Here is a 16,323-nt window from a genome sequence, read left to right on the forward strand (position 1 = left end):
TAAAGCACCCTAACTTGTCATGAATTCGAGGCTGCACAATGCCCAATGCACTGCCGCCAATCCTCTGGCAATAATACCATTTAAATGATACTAGGGCTAACCCCAGCCCTAGCACTGATTAAAATCAACAGTTTTGATCGATGACGACCCGTTCTATTGTAACGAGGCAGCTTGCTGCTCGATGCTCTGGACATAGCGGGTTAGTAGGGCTTGGCGCTGCTGAGCACGCATATCACGCCAACGATACCAACAATAGCCTGCAAACAAAAAGAAAATTGGCCAGAGTTGCACTCGATGGCGATAGGCCGTACCAAAATTGCCATATTGTGGAGCTGCCGCCGCGCTACCAGCCAGCAAATAGAGCCAGAGCAACATGGTTTCACGCCAACGGCTGCGCCACGCCAACAGCATGCCCAGCATCGCCAAAACCCACAACGGATACCACAACAGCGCCGCTTCAGGAATTGTCAGCAATTGGGCGGTGCTTTTGGTGGCTTCCCATGGCCATGGTCGCAACCAGAAATTAATCAAGGCAATCGGCAAATAGCGGGCAAAACCCAGCGGTGTGGTCGTATCAATCGTATTTTCAATTGTGCCGGTACCCGTTGAGTTGGCTTCGCGTTTTTCGCTAATTGCGCTGAGCGAAAGCCGCTCTTGCAGATAATCGCTGCCCAAAAAGCCATAACCGCTGCTCGAAAGCACCAAACCTAAAGCCACAATCGTGATCGCACTCAAGCTCAAGCGGGTTAGCCAATGGCGGGTTTGCTGAAAGCCAATTGTCAGGGCAATCATCAAGGCAATGCCAATTGAGGTTTCGCGTCGCACGCTCATCAACGCCCCAATCAGCAGCACCAACAATGGAATTTGCCATAACGACGAGCGTAAACCTTGACTGGCTACATACAAAATCCAGACTGAGAGCAGCACCACCGCGCTATCTTTGAGATTTTGCGAAGTCCACAAAATCAGCGATGGCATAATTAACATCCACAGCGCAGCAAACCGCCCAACCCGTTGATCGAAAAAATGATTGCCTAATTTGGCTGTGTACACCGCCGCCATGCCAGCAAACAAACCATTGGCCAATTTCACAAGCAAGGTATTCGGCCCAAACAACCAGAAAATCACTGCCGAAAAATAAACATAGCCCGGCGCACCAACCGGAGTTGAGACCACCGCCTCGTAACTAGCAAAATAATTGGAGTTCCATGCTTGGGCAATCGTCATGGCATGTGGGCCATAGGCTGCACCATCACTGAGGTTTTCGAAGGTTGGCCAGAGAAATTCGAGGGCAAAGCTGGCCCCCCAACGCAGGCCCATGGCGGCAAAACAGAGCAGCAACATCCCCCGTAACTCATCGGGCTTGCTAATCAGCCAAACCCAAGCATAGCCAATTGTGGTTAGACCAAGGCAAAATGCCACGCCTGCTAAATAGCGCAGCGGCATCAAGCCCGCCAGCCCGCCTAAACCAAGGCAAACCAAGCCTACCAACAGTGAACTGAGCCAACGATGATTCTTAATCCACATAATTGTACGCATATGGCCTCATTTGGTGATGAGTTTGTAGCCATAATTCTAAGGTGAGCAATGTCCAAAGTTGATGTCCAGCGTTAATTGTACCAGCCCAATGCGCTTGGCAAAGCTGCTCAAGTTTTGGTTTGGCAAGCCATTGCTGAACGTGGCTGGTCGTTGATAGCAAATAATCGTGCAGCAGCGGCTTGAGTTGTTGGCGAAACCATTGATCAAGCGGCACACCAAAGCCATGTTTAGGGCGTTCGATGATGATTTTGGGTAAGCGTTCGGCATAGGCTTGGCGTAAAAGCCATTTGCCACGCCCACCGCGCCAATGCAAATTGGCTGGCAATTGCAAAGCCCACTCAACCAATTGCTGATCCAAAAATGGCGAGCGAACTTCTAAACCATAGGCCATGCTCATACGATCGGCCTTGACCAACAGATCATCGGGCAAATAACTCCCAAGGTTATAACAGATTAATTGAGCCAGCGGATCAGTAATGCCTTGAGTTAATTGGCGAAAGCGTTCGGCGGCGCTTGGTTGCAGTGCAGGCAAGCCCCAAGCGGCTAATTCTTCGGGTGTAAAGGCCATCAGCCAGCGCGGAAAGCCCTGAGCAAGCGGCAATTGAATTTTTGCTAGCACCCGTTTAAGCCGCGCCAAGCGACTGCTGGCTTTGGTTTGCGGCAGCACAGCAATGGTTTGCTCAAGCATTTGACGTAGCGGGCGCGGCAATTGTTGATAACGCTGCGTCCATAGGCCTGCGCCAAAGCGTTCGTAGCCAGCAAACACCTCGTCGCCGCCATCGCCCGATAAAGCCACCGTACAATGTTCACGGGTCATTTGGCTGAGCAAGGCCATGGGCAAGGCCGACGAATCGAGAAATGGCTCATCGTAGTGGGCCAGCAACTGGGGCAACTTGGCGATGGCATCAGGCTCAACCATAAAACACTGATGTTTGGTGCCAAGCTTTTTGGCACCCAATTCGGCGTAGGAACTTTCATCGTACCAGCCACCGCCAGCAAAGCCAATGCTAAAGGTGTGCAGTTGCTGGCCCAACAAGGCTTGAGCCTCGGCCACCACAATGCTCGAATCTAAACCGCCGCTCAAAAACGCCCCTAACGGCACATCGCTGATCAAGCGTCGCTCAACTGCGGCTCGCACCAACTGGCGCGTTTGTTCAATTGCGGCGGTTTCTGAGATGTTAAGCCGTGGTTGTTGGGCGATCTGGCGTGCTTGCCACCATTGCCATGCACGAATGCTGCCTGCTTGCCAAACCAAGGCATGGCCTGGGGCAAGTTGCTGAATGTTAGCATACCAGGTGGCCGGATTGGGCACATAGCCATAGGTCAAATAGGCCGTCAACGCTTGTGGATTGAGGCTGCGATCAAGCTCAGGATAATGCAGCAAGGCCTTGATTTCCGAGCCAAAGATTAATCCATGCTTGGTTTGGCTATAGTAAAGCGGCTTTTTGCCCAAACGATCACGCCCCAGCCATAAACTTTGGCTTGGTTGATGCCAGGCTGCAAAGGCAAACATGCCTTCTAAACGTGAAAAAGCCTGCTCGCCCCATTCAATCAAGGCGGCCATCAGCACTTCAGTATCGCTGTTGGTGCGAAATTGATGCCCAAGCCCATGCAATTGTTGACGCAAGGCCTGAAAATTGTAGATCTCACCATTAAAGACTAATTGCCATGCACCATCGGGACTGCTGAATGGCTGATCGCCAGTGACTAAATCGATAATGGCCAAACGCCGATGACCTAATTGGGCATGGGCAGTTTGCCATGTGCCATCACCATCTGGCCCACGATGAATCAATTGTTGGTTCATAGCCTGAACAGTGTTTGGCTCGATTAAGCTTGTACTGACGATTCCGCAGATTCCACACATACATAATCCTTGAGTGCTGTCACAATCGTGGTTTGATAGCGCTGCACGCTGTATTCGGCCTCGATTTTTTGGCGGGCGGCTTGGCCGAGCGTTTGACGCAACTGCTCATCTTCGAACAAACGGGCCAAATAATCAAGCCATTCAGCTTGATTATGCGCCAAAAATCCAGTTTGGCCATGCTCGACGATGTGTTGATTGACTCCGACGGCACTACACACGCTAGGAATTGCCGCCGCGCCATATTGAATTGCCTTGAGGCCACATTTGCCCTCGGCCCATAAATCGGCTTCAATTGGGTATAATCCAATGTCGATCTGCTGAAAATCATGCCATTCGCGGGCTTGCTGCCAATCGTGATTGATACATTCAATGCCCTCAATTTCAATCGGCTTGGCTGCACCAACCACCAACAAGCGAAAGCGATAGCGTTGCGCCAATTGGCGCAACATCGGCACAATTTGCTCCAAATAACGGGCGGTCGAATGGCTGCCAATCCAGCCAAGCGTGCAAATGTGGGTGCTTGGCACGGATCGCGGCTGGCACTGTTCACAATCAACCACGGTCGGAATAATTTGCACATTGGGATTAAAACGCCGCGCATAATCAGCCAAATAGCCATTGCCCGCCCAAACCATGCTACTCAAACTCAGTAGTTGATTGGTTTTATTGGCTGGTCGGGCCAAACGGCTCAGCCAACCATTGATACTACGCTTGGGATCGGTCGGCAGAAAAATCGCATCATCAAAATCAAAAATCACTGGTACACGCCGACTAAACCAACGCTCGATCATTGGTGCGCCAATTAATGCCGCCTCGCGTTGCACAATTACGGCGGCTGGCTGGCGCGGCAATTTAACCAACCATTGGGTCAAAGCGCTCAGCATCGCCACGATTTTTTGCGGGTAGTGTTTGGGTTGGTAGAGCAAACGCTGAAGTTGCGGCGTGGCAAAGGGCAGATAACGCAGTTGAATTCCGGCTGCTGCCAAAGCCGGAGCATAGGGCATCATTCGATAGCGCACACTGGCTGTTAGCATTGGTTGATAGGCTGTCAAACATAGCACAGTGCGCGGTTGGTTCATGCTTCCAACTCTCGATAACAGGCGGCGTAGCGTTCAATCGCCAGCTGCAAATCAAACTCACGTTCGGCCAAAGCCCGACAGCGTTGAGCCAAATCGGGCTGTTCGCGCAAGGCTTGGTAGGCTTGCCACGCTACTTGATAGGCTACCAGATTAAAATCATCAAGCTTGATTGCCACGCCTTGAGCGAATAATTGATCGCTATCGCCGATGCCTGTGTTACTAAAAATTGGCAGACCACAGGCCAAATATTCGCCAAATTTGGTTGGCGACGAGGCAATTTTGGCATAACTGGGCGTGATTAAGGAAAGTGCTGCATCGGCCACGCTGAGCCATTGAGCCACCTCATTGCTAGCCACACCACGGATTGTATAAGATTCTGCGGGGACATTCAAATCCTGCAAGGCCGTGATCAGCGGCAGGGGATCTTGGTTAGAGAGCACCAACCAGCGCAAATCTGGCTCAGCTTGCCGCCAAGTGGCAAAACATTCGGCCATATCGCGACTACGATAACCGCCACCAAGCGAACCACTATAGACTAAAATTGGCTTGGTTTGCCAACCCAGTGCTTGGCGAATTTGGGTTCGAGCGGTTTGATCACGCTGCCAGCTTTGCAGATTGGCCGAGCATGGAATAACCATGGTTTTCTCGGCGATGCTCGGCATTTGGCTATGTTCGGCCAAATAGGGCAAACTCTGCTGGGTTAGGGTCACGATCTGCTCGGCCTGTTGCAGGCTAGCCCGCTCAAGTGTTTTGAGCAAACGATAGACCAAGCCTGTACGCGGCATGCCCAAATCGGCGCGTTCATCGGCCCAAAACCCGCGCATATCGAACAGCAAGGGCAGTTTGAACCAGCGTTTGAGTAAGAGCGCAATCGTCATCGGCACGGTCGAGCGAATGTGCAAGGCTTGAATTCGATAGCGCCGCACTGCCACGCTGGCCGTCCACAAGCCCAACGCCAGATCATACAAGGTTGCTGGTAGGGTTGGGCGTTGATGATAGCGCAACGGTAGCCAAACCAAGCCGTGACTTTGCAAACGCTCAATCAAAGCTCGCCGCCGCACCAAATCGGCCCAACGCGCCGCCTTTTCAAACGAAAGAATCACAAATTGATGGCCATGCTGAGCAGCCAAGCCCTCTAAATAGGGCAAGATTTGGGTTTGACCAAGTGGATCAAGCAAGCCATCATAGGTAATGTAAAGTGTTTTTAGCATAGGTTTCTTGTTGAGGATCGGGGGTTGGTTGTTGGGGTCAGAAATTATGAGAGCATAGAACATAGAGCATAGAACATAGGGAAATTGGCTATGGGCTATCGAGGATCGATTAGAAACCTAGATCTCTATAGCCAAAAGCCTATAGCCTTATCGTCGTGCGCTTCGTGTTCTTCGTGGTTAAAAGCCTGTTCCCCGATCCCCAACCCCCGATCCCCACTAAAAAACAACGAGCCGTGCCGAAACGACACAGCCCGTTGCCCAAAATCGTCAAACGATCTTATGCGCCAACTTCTTCTTCGGTGGTAGCTTCAGCGACCACTTCAGCTACAGGAGCTGCTGGTGCTTCGGCGGCTTCGCCTTCGCCATCAACGCGACGCAAGCTCAAGCCAAGGCGTTGGCGTTGGCGATCAAGGCTGATCACCTTCACTTGCACTTGTTGGCCTTGTTGCAACGAGTCGGGCGATTGACCGTTTTCGGTCAATTCTGAAGCGTGGATCAAACCTTCAACGCCTTCTTCAACGCGTACAAACACGCCGAAAGGAGCGATGTTGGTTACTTCACCAACGATCAATTGGCCGAGGTCGTAGCGTTGATCGATGGTTGCCCATGGATCTGGCTGCAAACGGCGCAAGCTCAAGCCAATCCGTTCGCGATCGCGATCGACTTCCAAGACATATACTTGGACTTCTTGGCCTGGTTGCAAGACTTCGCGTGGGTGGTTGACGCGCTGCCATGAAAGCTCTGAGATGTGAGCCAAACCATCAGCACCGCCCAAATCGATGAAAGCACCGAATGGGGTGAGTTGGTTGACCCGACCAGTGACGACTGCGCCTGGTTCGAGGGTTTCGAGCAAGCGTTCCTTTTGCGATTGTCGCCAGCGTTGCATAGCGGCACGCTCTGAAAGCACCAAACGATTGCGATCGCGATCGACTTCGATAACTTTCAAAGGAATATTTTGGCCGACCATCTTGGTCATGGCGCTTTGTTGGCCTTCAGTGCCGGTGCGGCTGTGCAAGTTGACCACTTGTGAGGCTGGTACGAAACCGCGCACACGCCCAACTTGAACCAACAAACCGCCCTTGTTGTAGCCGACCACGCCAGCTTCGATGATTTGACCATTTTCGAGCATCGTTTGGGCTTCTTGCCAATCGCGCTCAACCTGCACCATGTTCAATGAAAGAACCAGTTCGCCTTCTTTTGATTCTGGCTCCATCACGTACACTTGCAGTGTGTCACCGTTTTTGATCCCACTGACCAATTCTGGCGGCAAACGGCGCAGATCTTGGTTAGGGATAACGCCCTCGTGTTTTGCGCCAATGTCAACCAAGATTTGGCTGTCTTCGACGCGCATGACGATACCTTCACGCAATTGACCGCGTTCTGGGCGTTGATAATCGTACTCAGCAAGCAGTGTCGTCCAATCTTGAACGGCATCCATGCTTTCGGTGTCCACTGTCATCGGGTCTCCAATAGTGTTGATGGGTCTGCGAGCAAGCCCGCAGGGTTAGGCCAATGCGACCAATTTAAATATTCGGAGAGCTTCATTCGGGAGGCGCTGCGTAGAAATGGGGATTTACGTGCTACCGCTCCAAAGTTGCATCTATAGTCAACGCCAAACAGCGAGGTCGCCCGCTGACTGTTCAGCTAAAAAAATGGCGTTAAAAAAGCGCATCACGTGATCGTGCTTTGCGCGAAATGCATCTTTGTTTGACGGTGATTTTGGGGAAACACGAAACGCTGTGTTCTCCTTCGCTGGCTATCAGCACAACCACGACTCACAGAGACGTAAGGCTACGATCAACGAAATTTAATGGTTTTTACGCGCCTGCAATTATACGTAGGTTAGCAGCGAATGTCAAATCTCAATTAATCTTTCGGGCTAGCCATTTATTCCTAAAACAGGCTAGTGCTTAATGTTTGGGCAAACCTAAGCAGGCGCTAACGATCTAAAGGGCTGGTTCGGCGCTGGCAATCGCAATTGGCTCGGTTTCCAAGACTGCGATTTCACGCGCCTGTTGAATTTCTTCCGTCCACTGGGCGGCGTACAGTTCGGTAAAGCCACAAGCGCTACAAACTTGAGCAGAAAGCGGTCGATGGCCGGTCGCCAACGTTCCCATCACCATAATTTCCACTCCATCAGGCGTAACTAAGGCCGAGGTCGTCATATCGTTGGTGCATTTTGGGCAGTGCATAAAGCCTCCTTGGTTGTGCTCAATCCTGGTTATAGCAGAAGCAATGCCGCGATTTTGGCGATTAATTATTAAAAATTCCAATCTTATGTTAATCAAAATTCATAAGTTTGATGCTGTTTTATGCTACACTCCATAGTACATCCAGCAACTCAATTTAGAAGAGACAGTGTTGTTTCCCATTGTTCCTGCATCATCTCAGCATTAGGAGGTAAGGAGTGTTGTTGTATCGACGATTAGGGATGTTGTTTTGTGTGTTGTTAATTGGTGTATTGATTCAGCCCGTACAGGCCCAATCCACAGTGCCCTACCAAACAGGTTTTCCCGATTCTGAGCCATATGGCAGTTTTTTTGCCTCGCCCAGCGTGGTTGATCTTAATAACGATGGCAAATTAGAAGTATTAACCGCCGATAGCACTGGCTGTATTTGGGGCTGGGATCAGGATGGCAAGGAATTGGCAGGCTTTCCTTGGAAAACAGGCACAGTCTGTGATGATGATCCGCGCATCAATAGCTCATTAGCGATTGGCGATATTGATAATGATGGCAAACTTGAAGTTGTGGCCGGAACCCGTGGCAGCGCCGCAACTTCTGGCAAACGTGGCAAGGTCTTTGTATTTGATAATCAGGGTCGAGTGCGTGGCGGTTGGCCGCGTGAAATGGCATGGGCCAATATCACCAACGGCAACGAGCCAGAATTTATGAGTGTAACAATTGCCAATATCGTTGGCGATTCGCGCATGGAAGTGATTGGCATTACCACCAACGAGGCAGGCAGCGATACCAATTATGCGCCAAATGTGTATGCCTGGTCATACAATGGCGCAACGGTCTCAGGTTTTCCAACGTCATCGCACAAAGGCTCGGGGGCATTTGGTCAGGTCAGCGCCGCCGATATTGATAACGATGGCTATGCCGAAATTTTGATGGGTCGCGATGAGCTGTATTTTTATGCCTACAATGGCAAAGGCCAATTGCTGAGCGGCTGGCCATTGCAAACCTATCTCGATGAAAGCAAACGCACCTGGGGCAAAGATAAATATATTGAATATACGCGGGTTGCACCAGCGATCGGCGATTTAGATAATGATGGTAAGCAAGAAATTGTGTTTGCGGGCAAAGTGCGCGATCCGCTCAGTAACCACGAACAAACCACCAGTGCCTTGTTGGTTGTCGGAGCCGATGGCAAGCGCAAAGCTGGCTGGTCGGTTGGCAAAACGGTTGGCAGACCACTCAAAGCCAATTATTTCACACCCAACAATCCTGTGGCTTTGGCCGATTTCGAAAACGATGGCAAATTGGAAATTGTTGTGACCTATGACGATGGCACTATTCGCGCCTACAAACACGATGGCACACAGTTATGGTCGTATAATTACACCAGCGGCAAAAAATTGTATGCCAGCGAGGTGGCAATTGGCGACGTAACGGGCGATGGCAAAGTTGACATTGTGTTTGGAACCTATAGTTTCGATACGACCGCCAATACCTATGTGCGCTTGTATGCGCTCAACACTAGCGGCGTAAACCAAGCACCGTATCCTCTAAAATTCACCTACGAACCGAATAGCACCAATTTTAAAGGTATTTCGGCAGGCCCAACCCTAGCCGATCTTGATCGTGATGGCGATACTGAGATTTTGGCTCATAGCAAGGGCGGCGTTTTATATGTTTGGGATACGCCAGCCCGCTATCGCTTGGATCGAATGCCATGGCCAACAGCACGGCAAAATAATTATCGTAATGGTAAATATACGCGTTAATCAAAATTGCCGCGCATCCTTAATAATTCAGATGCGCGGCAAATCGCTAAATCGAGCCAGTTGGTTCTTTGGCCAGTTGGCGACGTTTGTTACCAAAACGCGGCATGCTGAAACACAACGGCAACGGACGTTCGCCAGTCCACGGGGCTGGCGGGGCGGTTACTAATTTGGCTAATTCGATCAACACTTGATCGTAATTGACCCGCCAGCCAGCAAAATCGCGCCAAGCTTGGTCGCGATCAGCTTTGAGCGACACGCCACTATCAATCAATTCAGCACAAGCCTGATCAAAATCAGCCCGCGTGATGCTAATTGGATCATCGGCATGCGGCGTGGCATTATAGGGAATCATATACAAATCGGCGATGCGGCGCAGCGCCAAATAACCCGCTCGAATGCACAAATCGGCATCTGGTTGGCGCGGGATATCAAGAGTCGAAACTGCCAACGCGGCGGCATCCAACACCGCCGCCGAAGCGGTGATCCACGAGCGATACGGCTGGGGCGAACGAAAAAATGCTAGGGCCGCAAAGGTGGTATGGCTCTCCTCTAATTCAGCAAACCATTGCTCCCAAATTGCCCATTGCTCAGGCATACGCTCCAAATTATGAATCCGCTGATAACGCTGAATCATGGTAATGGCCGATGGCGGCGTGCCCGCCCGCACTTCCAGCAAGGTCACGGCTTCTTCGCGCTTGGAAAACGCGCCGTACATCGTTGGCAGATAGGCAATTAACAGAGCTACAATGCCTAAGCCAACTGTTGCCGCCAAAAAGGCCAAAATTGTTTCAACCGTTGAATCAACCGCTGCAAACCCCAACGTCAACATCGACGAGCCACTCAGCAAAAATGCTTTGCTCCAAGGATGCTCGCCAACTGCCCAAAACATACAAGTAAAACCGGCAATTGCCAACACCATCCAAACCACTGGAATAATCAGCAAGGCCACTGGCGCATAAAATGCCAGCACCCGATCAGCTTGTTCGTAGTTGTTGATGCGACGCAAACGCACCAAAAAACAGCCATAAACCAGCCGAAAGGTGGTGCGTGTCAGCCAAACATTATCGCCGCGTGGCAACACGACCATGCGAATCGCACTAAACAGCGTGAATGCCACAATCACCAGCCCAATCAAAAACACCCCAAGATTGATTAATCCCTCAACAATTGTCATAGTATCCTCGATGCTTGCAAGCGCCTTGGGATATTGTATACCTGGAAAGAACATAGAACATGGAGCAACTGGGGATCGGTTGTTGGCGGTTGGGGATCGGGAGTAGGAGTCAGCAGTCAGGGGCTAGGGATCAGGCAATTGGCAGTAGAAGCTAATCAAGCAAATCTGTGTTCATCTGTGGCTAAACAACAAATTTTGCAGTTAAGGCTATTGGCTGAAGGCTATCGGAAGGTTTTGTGGAGTTTCAAACAATAGAATAGCCAAAAGCCCATAGCCTATAGCCTTATTTCGTGCTCTTTGTGTTCTTCGTGGATCAAATACTTCTGATCCTCGTCCTTAACCAAAGCTAAACTTGCGAATTGTTAGGCCATGATATGATGGCAGCTATGATGATTCAGACGTTGAGTGAGCTTTATCCTGATTTGCGGCGCTTGCGGTTTGGTAGCATCGTCTATGCCTTGCTAACCGACACCACTCCCGAAAATCAGCAACATCGAATAATTCTCGATGCGGCGCTGCGTGAAGCAGGTAGCCGTGGTTGGCTCACGCCTGAAGTTTTTGGCCGCTTACGCGCTGGCGACGATGCGGTGGTGCTTTCGATTCTCGATGAATTGCTGATTGCCCAAGCCTTGGATCGTGCCAATTATAGTTTGCAGTTCAATCCACCTGGCGAAGGTCGCCACGTTGGCGAGTTGTTGATCGAACGTGGCGATCTGCGCTCGTTCATCGAAGTCAAGTCATTGCTGCCGGCTGAGGCAGTGGTTTTAGCCCAAACAACCTTGGCTCGTTTGCGCGATTTGGCCAGCACCATTCCTTTGGCAGCTCGTTTGACGCTGGAAATTACCCATCATCCCAATAGCGGGATTAGCCATCGCGAGGTACGGCGCTATTTGCATGTTGCTGCCGAGCAAATGCTCAGCGGCTGGACTCACCCCGCCGCCTATACCCATAGCTCAGGCATTTATCTGCGACCTGTTGAATGCCAACCCTTGCCCGAAGCCGAACATTTACAAATTGACCTCTATCAAGAGGAATATCCCGGGTTAGCGCGGCGAGCACATCGAGCGTGGTGCGACCGTTTATGGCGGGCAATTCGCGGTGGCTATACCCAACTGCCAGCAGGTGAGCCAGCAGTGATCATCGTGGTTGATCATGCTCAGCCAGCGCCGCCGCTTGAGGCGTGGCTTGCGCCCTTGGGTGATATGCTGCGTATGGGTGCGCATCATCGCTTGAGCGCCGTGATTCGAATCGAACTCGCTAGTTTGCGCACAGGTCAGCCCGCGCTTACAATCTTTCATAATCCACGGGCCAGTAGCCCGTTGGTCAGCCAGCCAATTCTTGGCCAGCACGAATTGCATATTTCAATGTTGAATCCTGAAACGTGGTGAGGAACTAGCATGCCCCGAATAACCAAAGTCTATACGCGAACTGGCGATAATGGCACAACCGCGCTTGGTGGTGGCCAACGAGTACCCAAGGAATCGTTGCGGGTTACGGCATTTGGCACAGTCGATGAGCTTAACTCCAATTTGGGCGTAGCCTTGGCGGTTGGCGTGAGCGAACGGCTCCAAGCCCCACTACAAGCCATCCAAAACGAGCTATTTCACCTTGGCTCCGACCTCTGTATGCTCGAAGAAGATAAACAAAAATGGCCGATTCCCCAAATTGAGGCGCGGCATATCGAGGCGCTTGAGCAGCTCATGGACGAATTGATGGATGCGGTTGGTCCACTGGAGAATTTTATTCTGCCTGGTGGCTCGCAAACCTCAGCTCATTTGCACGTTGCCCGCACAGTTTGCCGCCGCGCTGAGCGCGATGTCGTAGCGCTTAGCCGCGAAGAAACCATCGGCAGCTTTGTGATCAAATATCTCAATCGGCTTTCCGATGCATTATTTGTGATGGCCCGCTATGAGAATTTTGTACGCAACGTGCCCGATGTTATTTGGGATAGCCGCGCCTAAATGTGCTAGCCGATCATGGCAAAAATCATGATCGGCTTAGTTAGAGCCAATCTGGTTGCGAATCGCAGCATTGAGCCAAGCACTAAATTGACACATGCGCCAATCGTTACAAGGCTCACACAAGAGATTAAACGCCCCAGCACCAGTTTTTGCCTCATAAATGTGGAGCTGGTTCACCGCATAGCTAAGCAGATCCGGCGTGGCTGTTAGTGCCAGCAAGATTCGTTTGAGATCAGTTTGTTTAATCAGTTGTGGTTCTAGTTCATGAATTGAATGATCTAACAGCTCTAAAACAGCGCTTAGAGCTACCGCCAACAAACAATGTTGCTCACGATCATACAATAAGGCATGGGTTGGTTGCTCGCCAAACACATTGCCAAACGCCAATTGAGGGTTCAACAAACAGGCATCACGTAAATCTTGCACAAAATTCATGTGCCACAAACCAGCCTCTGCCCGCAGCCAACCATCGTTGGCTAGCGCAATCAGATGATTGTATTGCGTATGCCACCACCAACATAAAAAACGACCATCCCCATGATAATCCAGCAAGGCATCGAAATTCCAAGCAGCCTGTGGCGGCGGCAGCGGAACTTCGAGCACAATACCGCCACTGACCAACAAGGCTAATTCTAAGTTGATAATCATAGGTCACCTGCGATCATTTGCAGGTCAGCGAGCCACCAGTAGTCCGTTAACTGAGCACGCAAAACGAGAATGTTTCGACTACACACAGCCATAGCCTCATCCTTGCAAAAGAACGAACCCCAAATCGGTTATCAAATGATCTAGAGCTTTAGGATATAGCTAATTATAGGATGAGCACGCCAAAAAAAATAGCAGGATTTTGGTATTGATCTCAACAAGTTTAAATCATTTGGGTTATGATTTAAACTTGTTGCTTAATATTTTTAATTTATTGAGCAATTATCCGAACATTTGGCCTTTATTCGCTGGTGGTGATCAGCACTGGTAGATTTTTCACGCCAAAGGTAATTGGGGTGGGAATTGGCTCAAGTTGTGCGTCAGGTTTGATCGTGATTGTTTCGATGCGTTTGAGCATGGCTTCTAAGGCTAATTTGCCTTCGAGCCGAGCCAATGGCGCTCCCAAACAGTAGTGAATGCCATGACCAAAAGCAATATGTTGGTTGCCTTTGCGCTGAATATCAAACGTATCAGCATTGGGGAATTGGCTTTCATCGCGGTTGGCCGAGCCAATCACCGCCATCACGCGCTGACCCGCTGGAATCGTCACATCGCCGATTTGTTGCTCAGCATGGGTGTGGCGGGGCATGGCTTTAACTGGCGAATAGTAGCGCAAGGTTTCATCCAACACATTCGGAATTAGGCTAGGGTTGGCGCGTAATTCTGCATAAATGGCTGGTTGCTCGCTAAATACCCGCACCGCATTACCCAACAAATTGGTGGTGGTTTCGTTACCGGCAACCAACAACAAGGCACAAAAGCCAATCAAATCCATATCGGTAAGCGATTCACCATCGATTTGGGCTTTGAGTAAATCGCTAATCAAATCGGCTTGCGGCGCGTTGCGGCGTTGCTCGATCATGCCAAATAGGTAGGCTCCAAATTCTTGGTAAATTGGCACGATTTTGCTCATATCAGGATTATTTGACGAAGTGATGATTTGTTCAGTCCAATATTTGAATTTATCTTGATCTGCGGTGGGCACGCCCAACATTTCGGCGATCACGGTCATGGGCAGAGGCGTAGCAAAATCGCGAATAAAATCTGGCTCTGGTTGGGCCAACATATCATCGAGTAAACGATTGACCAAGCCATCGATCCGCTCGTGCAATTGCTCGATCATACGGGGAGTAAAAGCCAAATTGACCAACGAACGCAACTGGCGATGGCGCGGCGGATCGGTCATTAACATGCTATTGGCAAACATATTCATGCCATCGCCACGGTCGGGCGGAGCCGAGGAGAAGTGTTCGTAATCGGTCATAACCTGCTTGACATCGGCATAGCGAAAGACCACCCACGAGCCAATCGTTTGATCAAAATAGACCGGATTTTGCTCACGCATGGTTTTAAACCACGGGTAAGGGTTCAACAGGGATTGCATAAAACTCACGCTGGTTCTCCTTCCGACTGAAAAACACAATCCACATTATTCTACTGCTAGATTATGAAGCTGGCTCGGCTGAGGTTGAGCCAAGCCGCAACAACGTGGTCGCTTGCCAAGTATTGCTCGTGCCCAAGCGAGTCATCAACTTCTTGCCCAGCAATTCGTTGCAAGCTTTCTGAAATTGGGCCTCGGTGAGTTGGCCCAACCAACCTTGACGCAACAGCGTATCGAGTAAATCGCCATAGCTCCACAAGCGTGGTTGCTGCGTGGCAATGGTGGTTATTGCGGCTACAATTTGGGCATGCTGTTGGCGACGCAGTTGGTTTTTGCTCGGCAAGGCGGGGTCGAATAAGCCAATTTGCTGGGGATTGCCCGCATTCTGCAACATGGCTTGGGCTTCGGGGTCTTGCAACAATGCCCCTTCAAATTGATACAAACACTGATTGAAGGGCAAAATCAACGAGCGATCGCTGGTCGCGATGATCAAATCGTAAACTTTTTGGCCCCATGTGGTATGGATTGAACAAGCCGCCGCCCAGCGCCAACGCGAGCCGCCAAGCTCCGTTAACTGCTGAAGATAGAAATTTTGCAGGGCTGAGAGTAGGGTTTCGCTCGGTGATTCGTTCACAATTGTTCGCCAATTGCGGCTAGCAAACAGCTGATCAAGCTGACGCTCGGTTTGGGTCGGTTGCTGTTCACGCTGCGCTAGCAAATTAACCAAGCCCACGTGATCAAAGCGTAAGATCAGATCAGTGCGGGCTAAACGGCGGGCCAATTGATCCAAGCCATTACTAATTGGCAGCAAACCAAATTCGCCATCCAAGAGCAGCAAGGCTGGGTTGGCGGCTAATTGACTGGTTAATTGGGTCAGATTAAGCTGATCATGAGGCCAAAATTTGAACTGTTGCTCGATGGATTGTTGCCATACCGCCTGTTGTTCGGGGCTGGTGGTACGTAGAATGAGTTGAACTGAGGCTTTGGTTTGGTTGGCAAGCTGTTGATAGTGGATAGCTGCGCCAGCAGTAGCCCAACGCCCAGTACCATAACGCACGGCCCCAGCCTCGCCATCGAAAATCACCAAGTGTTGGTGGGGCGAGAGGCTTGGCGTGATCAGCGGGAGATAGGTTTGCACGAGGCTAACTTTGCGTTCAGACCATCGTTGGGCTTGCGATTGCAACATAGGGTTACTCGTAGCAACAAAACCACTTGGCTATATGCTATCACGAGCAAGCCCACTTTGCCTATGAATTTTAATAGTTTTATTATTTTGGCTTTTTCAAGGTTTAATGGCGGTGTACATCAACAGGGTTCACCCAATGGCCTCGGTTGAGATGTTGGATGGAGCTAATCCATCTCCCAACCGAGGTCGGATGCCGAGGATATCAGCCATCAACCACCGCAGTTTTCGCCATTAAACGCCGCAGTGGAAGAGGGATTGGCAGCTGGGC

13 protein-coding genes are annotated in these 16,323 nt (G+C 50.6%); 3 read left to right on the top strand and 10 right to left on the bottom strand.

Annotation, left to right across the window (positions count from 1 at the left end; translation table 11 throughout):
- Positions 1-153: 153 nt before the first annotated feature.
- The 6 genes from LCH85_23205 to LCH85_23230 all read right to left on the bottom strand — a co-directional run bounded on the left by LCH85_23205 (position 154) and on the right by LCH85_23230 (position 7,888).
- Positions 154-1,539: a glycosyltransferase family 39 protein gene (locus LCH85_23205; GenBank protein MCA0354914.1), complete on the bottom strand. Its 1,386-nt coding sequence runs from the start codon at positions 1,537-1,539 to the stop codon at positions 154-156.
- Positions 1,517-3,406, bottom strand: coding sequence for an asparagine synthase (glutamine-hydrolyzing) (gene asnB / locus LCH85_23210; protein ID MCA0354915.1), 1,890 nt, complete (start codon positions 3,404-3,406; stop codon positions 1,517-1,519). The genes LCH85_23205 and asnB overlap by 23 nt, the downstream gene beginning before the upstream one ends.
- Positions 3,370-4,485: a glycosyltransferase family 4 protein gene (locus LCH85_23215; GenBank protein ID MCA0354916.1), complete on the bottom strand. Its 1,116-nt coding sequence runs from the start codon at positions 4,483-4,485 to the stop codon at positions 3,370-3,372. The genes asnB and LCH85_23215 overlap by 37 nt, the downstream gene beginning before the upstream one ends.
- On the bottom strand, positions 4,482-5,696 hold the full coding sequence (locus LCH85_23220; protein MCA0354917.1) for a glycosyltransferase: 1,215 nt from the start codon (positions 5,694-5,696) through the stop codon (positions 4,482-4,484). The genes LCH85_23215 and LCH85_23220 overlap by 4 nt, the downstream gene beginning before the upstream one ends.
- A 277-nt stretch (positions 5,697-5,973) precedes the next feature.
- Positions 5,974-7,155 carry a S1 RNA-binding domain-containing protein gene (locus LCH85_23225; GenBank protein ID MCA0354918.1) on the bottom strand — a complete coding sequence of 394 codons (1,182 nt, stop codon included), beginning with the start codon at positions 7,153-7,155 and terminating at the stop codon, positions 5,974-5,976.
- Positions 7,156-7,642: 487 nt separating this feature from the next.
- Entirely contained in the window at positions 7,643-7,888 is a 246-nt protein-coding gene (locus LCH85_23230) for a hypothetical protein (GenBank protein MCA0354919.1), read from the bottom strand.
- 215 nt (positions 7,889-8,103) lie between these two features.
- Between LCH85_23230 and LCH85_23235 the strand changes: the two genes are divergently transcribed.
- Positions 8,104-9,648: an FG-GAP-like repeat-containing protein gene (locus LCH85_23235; protein MCA0354920.1), complete on the top strand. Its 1,545-nt coding sequence runs from the start codon at positions 8,104-8,106 to the stop codon at positions 9,646-9,648.
- 46 nt (positions 9,649-9,694) lie between these two features.
- Here the strand turns inward: LCH85_23235 and LCH85_23240 are convergent, their stop codons facing one another.
- Positions 9,695-10,822, bottom strand: coding sequence for a hypothetical protein (locus tag LCH85_23240; GenBank protein ID MCA0354921.1), 1,128 nt, complete (start codon positions 10,820-10,822; stop codon positions 9,695-9,697).
- A gap of 386 nt (positions 10,823-11,208) precedes the next feature.
- Between LCH85_23240 and LCH85_23245 the strand changes: the two genes are divergently transcribed.
- Both LCH85_23245 and LCH85_23250 read left to right on the top strand, forming a co-directional pair.
- Positions 11,209-12,210: a hypothetical protein gene (locus LCH85_23245; protein MCA0354922.1), complete on the top strand. Its 1,002-nt coding sequence runs from the start codon at positions 11,209-11,211 to the stop codon at positions 12,208-12,210.
- Positions 12,211-12,219: 9 nt separating this feature from the next.
- Positions 12,220-12,783, top strand: a complete 564-nt coding sequence (locus LCH85_23250) for a cob(I)yrinic acid a,c-diamide adenosyltransferase (GenBank protein ID MCA0354923.1) — start codon at positions 12,220-12,222, stop codon at positions 12,781-12,783.
- A gap of 36 nt (positions 12,784-12,819) precedes the next feature.
- On the opposite strand, the gene LCH85_23255 is transcribed toward LCH85_23250, so the two are convergent.
- The 3 genes from LCH85_23255 to LCH85_23265 form a co-directional block, all read right to left on the bottom strand.
- Positions 12,820-13,431 carry a hypothetical protein gene (locus LCH85_23255; protein ID MCA0354924.1) on the bottom strand — a complete coding sequence of 204 codons (612 nt, stop codon included), beginning with the start codon at positions 13,429-13,431 and terminating at the stop codon, positions 12,820-12,822.
- 298 nt (positions 13,432-13,729) lie between these two features.
- Entirely contained in the window at positions 13,730-14,872 is a 1,143-nt protein-coding gene (locus LCH85_23260) for a cytochrome P450 (GenBank protein ID MCA0354925.1), read from the bottom strand.
- Between the two features lie 61 nt (positions 14,873-14,933).
- Positions 14,934-16,055 carry a hypothetical protein gene (locus tag LCH85_23265; GenBank protein MCA0354926.1) on the bottom strand — a complete coding sequence of 374 codons (1,122 nt, stop codon included), beginning with the start codon at positions 16,053-16,055 and terminating at the stop codon, positions 14,934-14,936.
- Between the last annotated feature and the right edge of the window lie 268 nt (positions 16,056-16,323).

Source organism: Chloroflexota bacterium, from assembly GCA_020161265.1.
Classification (GTDB): Bacteria; Chloroflexota; Chloroflexia; order Chloroflexales; family Herpetosiphonaceae; genus Herpetosiphon.

Bases quoted from the DNA above. Each gene is read 5' to 3' on its own strand.
- LCH85_23265 (MCA0354926.1), bottom strand. From the start codon at position 16,055: ATGTTGCAATCGCAAGCCCAACGATGGTCTGAACGCAAAGTTAGCCTC.
- LCH85_23250 (MCA0354923.1), top strand. From the start codon at position 12,220: ATGCCCCGAATAACCAAAGTCTATACGCGAACTGGCGATAATGGCACA.
- LCH85_23225 (MCA0354918.1), bottom strand. From the start codon at position 7,155: ATGACAGTGGACACCGAAAGCATGGATGCCGTTCAAGATTGGACGACA.
- asnB (MCA0354915.1), bottom strand. From the start codon at position 3,406: ATGTGTGGAATCTGCGGAATCGTCAGTACAAGCTTAATCGAGCCAAAC.
- LCH85_23205 (MCA0354914.1), bottom strand. From the start codon at position 1,539: ATGCGTACAATTATGTGGATTAAGAATCATCGTTGGCTCAGTTCACTG.
- LCH85_23220 (MCA0354917.1), bottom strand. From the start codon at position 5,696: ATGCTAAAAACACTTTACATTACCTATGATGGCTTGCTTGATCCACTT.
- LCH85_23215 (MCA0354916.1), bottom strand. From the start codon at position 4,485: ATGAACCAACCGCGCACTGTGCTATGTTTGACAGCCTATCAACCAATG.
- LCH85_23230 (MCA0354919.1), bottom strand. From the start codon at position 7,888: ATGCACTGCCCAAAATGCACCAACGATATGACGACCTCGGCCTTAGTT.
- LCH85_23260 (MCA0354925.1), bottom strand. From the start codon at position 14,872: ATGCAATCCCTGTTGAACCCTTACCCGTGGTTTAAAACCATGCGTGAG.
- LCH85_23245 (MCA0354922.1), top strand. From the start codon at position 11,209: ATGATGATTCAGACGTTGAGTGAGCTTTATCCTGATTTGCGGCGCTTG.
- LCH85_23255 (MCA0354924.1), bottom strand. From the start codon at position 13,431: ATGATTATCAACTTAGAATTAGCCTTGTTGGTCAGTGGCGGTATTGTG.
- LCH85_23240 (MCA0354921.1), bottom strand. From the start codon at position 10,822: ATGACAATTGTTGAGGGATTAATCAATCTTGGGGTGTTTTTGATTGGG.